General features: G+C 47.2%; 6 protein-coding genes. 1 reads left to right on the top strand and 5 read right to left on the bottom strand.

What is annotated here, in order from left to right:
- Together JW878_11135 and JW878_11140 are read right to left on the bottom strand one after the other, a co-directional pair.
- The coding region (locus tag JW878_11135) for a response regulator (protein ID MBN1763604.1) at nucleotides 1–199 on the bottom strand (199 nt) is incomplete at its 3' end.
- A 20-nt stretch (nucleotides 200–219) separates the two neighbouring features.
- Nucleotides 220–1,002 (bottom strand): GHKL domain-containing protein, encoded by a 783-nt coding sequence (locus JW878_11140; GenBank protein ID MBN1763605.1) that lies wholly within the window; start codon nucleotides 1,000–1,002, stop codon nucleotides 220–222.
- 10 nt (nucleotides 1,003–1,012) lie between these two features.
- On the opposite strand from JW878_11140, the gene JW878_11145 reads away from it, so the two are divergent.
- A complete protein-coding gene (locus JW878_11145; GenBank protein MBN1763606.1) occupies nucleotides 1,013–1,234 on the top strand; it encodes a hypothetical protein in 222 nt (73 codons plus the stop codon).
- 457 nt (nucleotides 1,235–1,691) lie between these two features.
- On the opposite strand, the gene JW878_11150 is transcribed toward JW878_11145, so the two are convergent.
- The 3 genes from JW878_11150 to JW878_11160 form a co-directional block, all read right to left on the bottom strand.
- Nucleotides 1,692–2,201, bottom strand: coding sequence for a response regulator (locus JW878_11150; protein ID MBN1763607.1), 510 nt, complete (start codon nucleotides 2,199–2,201; stop codon nucleotides 1,692–1,694).
- Between the two features lie 211 nt (nucleotides 2,202–2,412).
- Nucleotides 2,413–5,067, bottom strand: coding sequence for a PAS domain S-box protein (locus JW878_11155; GenBank protein MBN1763608.1), 2,655 nt, complete (start codon nucleotides 5,065–5,067; stop codon nucleotides 2,413–2,415).
- A gap of 364 nt (nucleotides 5,068–5,431) precedes the next feature.
- The coding region (locus tag JW878_11160) for a PAS domain S-box protein (protein ID MBN1763609.1) at nucleotides 5,432–9,325 on the bottom strand (3,894 nt) is incomplete at its 5' end.

The raw sequence follows: 9,325 nt of genomic DNA on the forward strand, positions 1-9,325 counted from the left end.
GAAGCACCAAATCGGGTCGCGGGCTTTTTGTCTTATCCGCATAACTGCCGGTTTGGAACAAATATTCCAGCGCTTCTTCTCCATCAGCAACCCAACGGATATCATTTTTCGGTCCTTCTTCTTCAAGAGTTCGCATCGTAAGCATCGCGTGTGCTTCTTCGTCTTCCACCAACAAGGTTACAACCTTTTCCCCTCTCATTTTTTCTCGCTTCCTCCTAACTAAGCGGCGCAAGGCAAGGTAGAACAAACCGTGCAGCCTTTATCCTTCTCTGATTCTATCCAGATACGCCCCCCATGTAGGTCAACGATTCGCTTCACGATTGCAAGACCTGCACCAGTGCCCTTGCTATCTTTATCCAGCTTGTAAAACAGTTTAAAAACTTTCTCGTGTTGGTTTGGCTCAATGCCTATCCCATTATCCCTCACGAAGAATACGACTTCACCGCGATCATGACGATGCCCAATGTGGATCTCCGGATACTGTTGATCTCCGAAATTATCTAAGCTGTTCTCAATGAGATTTACCAGCGCCTCAACTATCTTCATGCGGTCCACGTAAACGACCGGGAAATCGTTAACCACAGCCACTTCCACACCCCTCGCTTCTATCTCTGTCTGGGTTTGTTTCAATGCTTCTTGAACAAGCTCGCCAAAAGGTACATACTCGGGCGGTTTTTCCACACGAGCGATACGAGAGTATTTTATAGTATCACGTAAAAGGGAGTCCATCTTTATGATGGCGTTCTCTATGTATTCCAAATCGCTATCCACAGACTCTCCGTTATTCTCTTCTAAATCCTTCTTGAGCATCCCCGCAATTCCCTGAATGGTGACAAGTGGCGTCTTCAAGTCATGTGAAACCGTATAAATAAAGCTTTCCATTTCGGCTTTACTCTCGATGAACGTATTCGCCAATTCCTCAATTTCATCGCCTGTCTTTATTTCCAGATTATAATCGAATTTGCCCTTCGATACCGCTTTTGTGCCTTCTATCAACTGCATTATCGGTTCTGTGAACGTTTTGGCGAGGAAAAAGGAAGCGATGCAGATAAAAGGGATAGTAAGCGAAAATAAGTTGAGACCGGTCATAAACGCTTCGTTTGCGGTTAAATTAACAGAGTTAAACGAAATCCCGAGTAGAATAACCCCGCCAGAGATGACGGAGAGGGAGAGCATAACTGCGAGGAGCCTCACAAATATACTTTTTCTACCAGGGACAGCGGTACTCTTCTGAGAGTGGTTCATTAGCTTATACTAATCTTACCAAAGCCAATATAAAAGGGTTGTTATATTTGTAAGTCCCGTTCCGAATGTTCTAAGTTTTTGTTGTAAAGGTCTGAAAATAGAATATAATTGTTATATGCAACCTTCCATGTGTTCGTGCCCATCGCGGTGGGCTCGTTCGTGGTCTTCCATAATCTTCTCTCAACTTGTCAATTCCGCGTTGAAATCCCCTATTTGGAGCGTGATGCAAGCACACAACGAGAGAGTTTTGCCCCCTGGGTCTTCCGCTTTCACTGTATGGCTAAGTATCTTTTCACGCGAGCAGCCGGTGGGCTTTTCTCATCCCGTCTCAGCTAATCTCACTTTTTGTTCTCCCAGATCTAAGAACCCCTCTGTTTCAGTGTTCCTGTGATTTAAGCGGGCATTCTGATCGTTTCTGGAGAACCGGCGGAAGGCGTTTGGAGGTATTAAACTAATTGACACTGAGAATCCGCGACAGCCACTTTTAAGGGGCCCTCATCGATCCTCCATCGCTCATCTTCGGTCACTTCCCAGCCCAAAAGCCCCTTTATCGTATCTGCCAATTCATTGCATTGACTTGCAGGATTCCCGCTCTTAGTGATGTATCTGTCAGCGCCCTTCTTCAAAGCTTCCGCAGCAATCCTCGCCCCCCCTTTGCCTGTGAAGAGAATGAACGGAATAAGAGCGTGTTCTCTGCTGCTTCTGAGGACTTCCAAAAACGCGATACCATCCATTCCAGGCATCTGGTAATCGGAAATGACCGTATCAAAATGCTCGGTTTTAAGTCTGTCCAACGCTTCTTCCGCTGAAAGTACACTCACGATTTCAAAGGCATTCTTCGACGCTCTTTGCAGAAATATCCGCGTTATCTCCAGATCTGTAGGCTCGTCATCGACATGCAAAACTCGTATCGGCTTAAACTTTCTGTCTGAGTACTCCGCTTCTGTTTTGTTCATCTTATCTTACTTCTGCAATATTCGCTCTTTGTAGCAATATTGCATAAATTGTCCACTATATATGCAAGCCCAACTACTATATGATTTTCGGTTTCTATTCGAACTTTTCCCTTTGGTTTCCACTGGAGAGAGCGGTGGTCGGGGAGGGGATATATGACGCGCGAAATAGGGAGCGGAGAATACCTCTCCCGTTGAGGGGTATCGAGAAAGTTTATGCCTTTTGAACCGGCAGTGTGAAGCAAACCGTGCATCCCTTGCCCTCCTCAGATTCTATCCAGATGCGCCCGCCGTGCACCTCGATTATCCGCTTCACGATTGCTAACCCCGCACCGGTTCCCGTGCTCGTCGTATTGACTTTATAGAAAAGATCGAAGACCTTCTCGTGTTGGCTCGGACCGATCCCTATTCCATCGTCCTTCACGAAAAATACCGTCTCCTGGCCGTCTAAGCGATGTCCAATCTCTATTTTCGGATGTGGCTGTTCGCCTCGGTAGTTTATGCTGTTCGTAATCAGGTTCACCAGCACCTCGACGATCCGCATTCGATCCACATGCACGGTGGGGAAGTCATCAGCCACAGAAACCTCAATATTATTTAAGCTTAGTTTCCCGGCTGTCTGCTCCAATGCCTCTTTAACAATGCCTTCAAACGGGGTATCGCTTGGCGGATTCACCACACGACCGATTCGCGAGAGCTGTAGTGTATCGTTCAACAGGTGTTCCATCTTTATGGCTGACTTTTCTATCTGCATCAACTCGTTCGCCAGATTCGCCGTATCGTCTTGTTCCAAATCTTCCAGCGCAAGAGTGGTAAAGCCACGGATGCCAAAAAGCGGCGACTGCAAGTCGTGAGAGACCGTGTAGGTGAAGTGCTCCAACTCGTTGTTCTTGGCCTCAAGCTCTTTAAGAAGCTGTTCCCGTTCCCTCTCTGCCTGCCTGCGCTCCGTGATGTCTTGCAACGTCTCTATCGCTCCAATAATACTCCCTTTGGAGTCTCTCAATGGTGCTGCGGTAAATAGAAGCCATTTCCCTCTGTTTTTCTGGGCGAAGAAGTAATCTAACGCTTCATAAGCGCCTTCGATTAACGCTGATTTTTTATATTTATCCCCATACCTTCGTTTAAATTCACGCTTAGGGGCACAATCGACGATTAGATCAGCCATAACGGGCCTCTTCTTGGGATAGAAGGGTATCCACTGCTTATCCGTTCCAATTACGTCTTCCCGTTTCACACCGGTGAGTGATTCAACAGCGGTGTTCCAGTGAGTGATTTTGTGCTCGCTATTGATTACGAATGTGGGAATGGACGATCCATCAATGATTCTTGCGAGTTTTTCTTCCGCGCTCTTTCGTTCGGAGTCATCTTCAAACGTCTCTAAGCCGCCGATTACATGCCCTTCTTTATCTTTGAGGAAATCAACGTTCTTTGAGACTGTGAGTGCCCTTCCACCTACGGTGATCTGACATTCTTTTCTATAAACTGGCTTTTTTACACCTCCCGCGTATAAACAGCAGTTTTCAAGGCATGCTGTGCATTTCCATATTTCAGTGCACGTTTTACCTATAACATCCTCTGCCCTGAGCCCGGTTAGTATTTTGGCACCGTGACTCCAAGATGTAATCTTTTTTTCTAAATCCACGGTGAATATGCCAAAAGGCATAGTCCTGAGGATTACTTCAAGGTGCTCTTTGGATTTCCTTAGTGTCTCGGCCGCTCGGTTACGCTCGGTGATGTCCTCAACCATTCCTAAAACGACTTTCTCACCATTAATCGTAACCATTTGTGTCCAAATCTCTACAGAACGTTTAGAGCCGTCCTTCCTGTATAGCACGAACTCATCAGGACCTGTCGCTCTTCCAAGTGCGTTGAGGGCAAGTAGTTTAATAGCTTTACTCAGCCCTTTCGGATCGAGCAATTTTAGTTTAAGATAATTCTTCCCAATCAACTCGTCCCGCTTATAACCCACGATTTCCTCGGCCTTCTCGTTTCCGTAGAGGAACGCTCCTTTAACGTCACTATAATAAATACCGAAAGGTGCGTTTTCTACGAGGGTTTTATACTTCTCTTCATTTTCTCGCAACACATCCTCCGCCCGCTTGCGTTCGGTGACATCCAAAAGAGCTGCGACGCTCTTTTTTGTCCCTGGAATCACGCTGATGGACAAGAAAATGTCTTTAACATTCCCTGCTTTGTCAATAAACCTGAACACATAGTTCGTTGGTGCCGCATCCAGATCGATCCTTCGTAAGCGATGATACTCTTTCATTCGCTCCAAATCCTCTTCCACGACGAATTCTGTCCAACTTTTCTTACCTTCCACTTCCTCCCGGGAATAGCCGGATAATTCTTCAAATTTCGTGTTTACCAAGGATAAGGTCGTATCCTCCTCAATGATGACCATTGCGGTGCCGGTCGTTTCAAAAATGGCCTGATATTCCTTCTCCGACTTCTTCAGTGCATCTTCCGTCCTATTTTTCTCTACCACCTCTTTTATCACATGTGCCAGTGTCCCATACAGGCTTTTTATCTCGCCACCTTTCTGGAGGTAATGGTTTGCTCCCTTGTTCAACGCCTCCATCGCCACTTCTTCTCGCCCCTTCCCCGTGAACATGATGAACGGAACCGTGTTTCCACTCTGACGGAGATAGTCGAGGAATTCCAAGCCGTCCATTCCCGGCATCTTATAATCTGAGAGTACCACGTCGTAGTCCACGCTGTTCAAGAGTTCTATGCCTTCCTCGACCGAGGTTGCACCATCAATACTAAAATTCGCATTCCTCCGTTCCAGAAAGCGCTTTGTTGATATGAGGACATCAGGCTCGTCATCCACGTGTAATATTTTTATCCTCGTTTGCTCTCGATTCATCTTACCGATAGCACATTTCCCTCCGTTAATTCGGCACGAGTAAGTCCATCCAATCCCTTTACTACAGATATAATGACCATAGCCCGGAGAGTTTATAAAAATGCTGATTGGTTAAAAAAATATTTACACGTTTTTTTCTATACGAAATGTAAGAAAGATCTTCTTTCTATAAGTTTAAAGCCGCTGGAGATGTCACGAACGAAAATCGCACAAGCACCAACCAGTGACGAAAATTGTTCACCGCTCCTCACTATCACGCACGCCGTGCGTGGTGCAACGAGCGAAGATTCAAAACTAACGAACGCTCGAAATAGGAGGTGGAATTGACGTTCCTTGGATAACTAACTGCTGAGAACGTGTGTTCTTATGAAACAGGAAGTGTGAAACAAACGGTGCATCCCTTGCCCTTCTCAGATTCTATCCAGATGCGCCCGCCGTGCACCTCGATTATCCGTTTCACGATTGCTAATCCTGCGCCGGTCCCCGTGCTCGTCGCGTTGACTTTATAGAAAAGATCGAAGACCTTCTCGTGCTGGCTCGGATCAATCCCTATTCCATTGTCCTTCACGAAGAATACCGTCTCTTGACCGTCTAAACGATACCCGATGTCAATTCTTAACGTTGGCTGATCACCGCGGCATTTTATGCTATTTCCTATGAGATTTACCAGCACCTCGACGATCCGCATTCGATCAACGTGAACGGTCGGGAAATCCTCCGCAACAGATACTTCAACGCCGCTCGATTCTATATGCGCTACTGTCTGCTCCAGAGCTTCCTTAACGATTTCACCAAACGGGACATCCTCGGGCGGATTTGCCACACGACCGATACGAGAGAGTTCCAGTGTGTCCTTCAGAAGGAGGTCCATCTTTGCCGCTGCACCTTCTATTCGTTCCAGATCGCTTGTTAAATGCTCCGTATTGCCCTGTTCTAAATCTTCTCGTGCAATAGTGGTAAAGCCCCGGATGGCAAAAAGAGGTGATGCCAAGTCGTGCGAGACGGTATAGGTAAATCGCTCGAGTTCGGCGTTCTTTGCTTCAAGCTCTGTGATAAACCTTTTACGCTCATTTTCCACGCGTTTCAATTCCGTGATGTCCTTTGAAACCACCGTTACGGCTATCGTCCTTCCGTCAGAATCGTTAACGGGACTTAACGTTCGGAGAAAGTTTCTGCCGTTTCGAGTGCTTTCATGTTCAGAGTGGACTGAGTCCCCGGTCTCGAATACCTCTCCTACTTCATCAGCAAACTTTTTCGTTGTCACTTCGGAATGAACCTCACTGTACGTTCTCCCTAAAATATCCTTGCTTGTCAAGCCTAATCGTGACAGATGTCTTCGGTTAATGAAGAGATACCGGCAATTCTTATCCACCAAATAGACGGAATCTTCGGTGGATTCCACGAGGGAGCGATATTTCTCTTCCGATTCCCGGAGCTCCCTCTCCATACGCTTCCGCTCGGTGATGTCAATCAACGAAGCAAGGCTCTTTTTTGTCCCGGGGATTATCGTTATATTGAGAAGAATATCTCTGACATCTCCTCCTTTGGTGATCAATCGGAACTCGTAGGTCGAAGGGGGCTGACTGTCATCTACTCTCCTCAATTTATGTCGCTCCTTCATCACCTCAAGATCGTCTTTCGCAACAAAATCAGTCCAGTGTACTTTACCCTCGACTTCTTCCTTGGTGTAACCAGCAATTCGCGCAAGCTCATCATTCGCGAATGAGATGATCATATCATCCTCTATAATACACATGCCGGTTCCAGTAGAGGCAATCATTGATCGGTACCTCTCCTCGCTCTCCCGCAGCGCCTTCTCTGCCTCTTTCACTCCGGTAATATCCTCGACGAAAACAAGTGCTTTCCTACCGCCTTCTTCATCTACGAATGGCATGCCGGTGAAATTTCTTATGGATGACTTCTTCGCGTAATGCGAGGTGTATTCGACGGATTCCATAAAGAAAGGCTCACCCTGTAAGGCTGATTTGATCTTGTCGGTGAGACCCAACTTCTGGTATGGTGGAAGTTCAAAGACATTTAAATTTTCGAGTTGCTCTTTAGTATCGCCTGAAATGTCTCTCATGACTGGGTTCACGTACTCAACGGTACCATCACTATCTATCACGAATATACCAAACGGCGCTTTTTCCAAGATCGCACGTTTCAGCTCGTAGAGTCTACTAATCTCTTCCTGTGCACGCATTTGTTCCGTGACATCTTCATAGGTGATGAGCTGTTCGCCCGTCGTCATGGTGGCTGATCTAAAGTAAATCACCTTCTTTGATCCATCCTTGCACCTCACGGTAAATGTTCGAGGCCGGAATTCGCCGGGCTGTGATGCCCTTAGATCTTCGATCCAGGTTGAAATGGCCTCTTTTTGATATTGCTCATCAGGAAAGGCCTTACTGAACCAGTCCCTCCCGGTATGGATGTCATCGAGTGTATAACCGAACAGCTCGACGAACTTGGAATTCACGTATTTATAGTCCCCCTCAGACGATATAATCGCCAGCCCTAGGGGTGATTCTTCAGTCAGCAGTCGGTACCTCTCTTCGCTCTCCCACAGCGCCTTCTCTGCTTTTAAACGGACAATCGAGCTGCCGATTTGTGCTGCAATCGTCTCGAGCGTGCCACGAGAGAAAACGGGCACCTCATCTAACATATGGGAAGCGGTATTCAGACAACCGATCACCTGATCTTCGTGATGCACCGGAATAATGGCGGAAGCACGCAAGCCCTCACGCCTTCTAGCCTCGTCTAAGGGCACCCCTAAATCTGAATGTTTTGCGTAGATTGGCTTGCCTGCCATTATGAGCCTTGTACTAGGCGAATCAGCTTCATAGTGTGACGAACTCACGATAAAATCAGGTGATAATCCTGTATGAACCACAAGGTCTAAAGCCCCGGTGGTCTCATCCACCAGATAAATACCGCCACAGTCCATCCCAGAGGCATGGATCACCGATTCAAGGCAGAGACGCAACCCCTCATCAAGCATGGTTACGGCGGTACATGCCATAGCTAGATCGTGCTGGAGGTTGATCAGATTCTCCGCCCGCTTACGCTCGGTGATGTTGTTTAGAAAATTTAACGTGGCAGGTCGACCCTCCCAAGTAATCAAGACCGCATTTATCTCAACCCAGAAGATATTGCCGCCCTTACTAGCCAATCGGAGAGAATAGACGCTTGGTTGCTCTTCTCCTTTCAGCCGTTTAAGATAGCTTTCAAGCACCATCTCCCGGTCATCTGGGTGGACGAAATCCACAAATGGTCTGGAAGTTAGCTCTTCTTGTGAATAACCTGAGATCTCCACCGCTTTGGGATTGACAAATTTGAGCATGCCGTCTTGAGCCACAACAATAGCCTCGTTGGCGTTCTCCACCAACATTCGATATTTTTCTTCTGATACTTGCAGCTCGTTTTGAGACCGTTCCAACGACGCTAACGTCTTATTGATCGCGCCGGCAAGGTTCGCAATTTCATCTCGTCCCGCTATAGTGACTCGCTGCGAAAGGTCACCACTTGCGCCTATACCGTCGACACTATCGTTTAGTTGACTCAACGGAGATAGTACCAACCTATTCAAAGATAATAAGACCACCACACTAAACGCTAGACCAACTGCCAGGATCGACAAGATAAGATACTGCAAGGTGGCTTGGCCTTGCCTGGCGATAGCCCGTGGTATATCCACTTCAAGGATAAGACCAGGGTTTCCGTAAATATCCTCCAGCAGGGTGTACCCCGCAATGGACTCCTCACTCAATGGTTGGATGAATACAGGTGTATCCTCGGATAATGAGGATTTTGCCTCTTGTAAATTGGAAGACAACTGCGAATCGGCGAACCGATGGACGCTGAAAGACAATTGCGTTATCTCTGCGATATCCGCTACTTCCGCGGCGTCGAGATAGCGACCCATAATCAGTGCACCGCGAATAGGGCCTTCATCTAAGCTGGTTATGATGGGCCGTGAGACAACGAGCATAGGATTCTCTGCAAGAAGAACGATCCCCGAGATGCTACCCTCTGTCGAGGTGTGGCGTACAAGCGGGGCGTTTGGAGCAAGGTGCTCCACTAAACTCGGTGGAATGGGTAGTTCTTCTTCATTCTCCAGATCAAAGGCCTTGCCGAAAACGATCTGGCCTGAAGAGTCAATAAACAGCATGAGGTTGAGCTCTAAATCGGCGAATGTTCCGTCAATAAGATTCGACGCGATATACTCTTCATTGCGATCCTCGATGAAGGCGTAGGTGTC

The organism is Methanomicrobia archaeon (genome assembly GCA_016930255.1).
GTDB lineage: Archaea > Halobacteriota > Syntropharchaeia > Alkanophagales > Methanospirareceae > JACGMN01.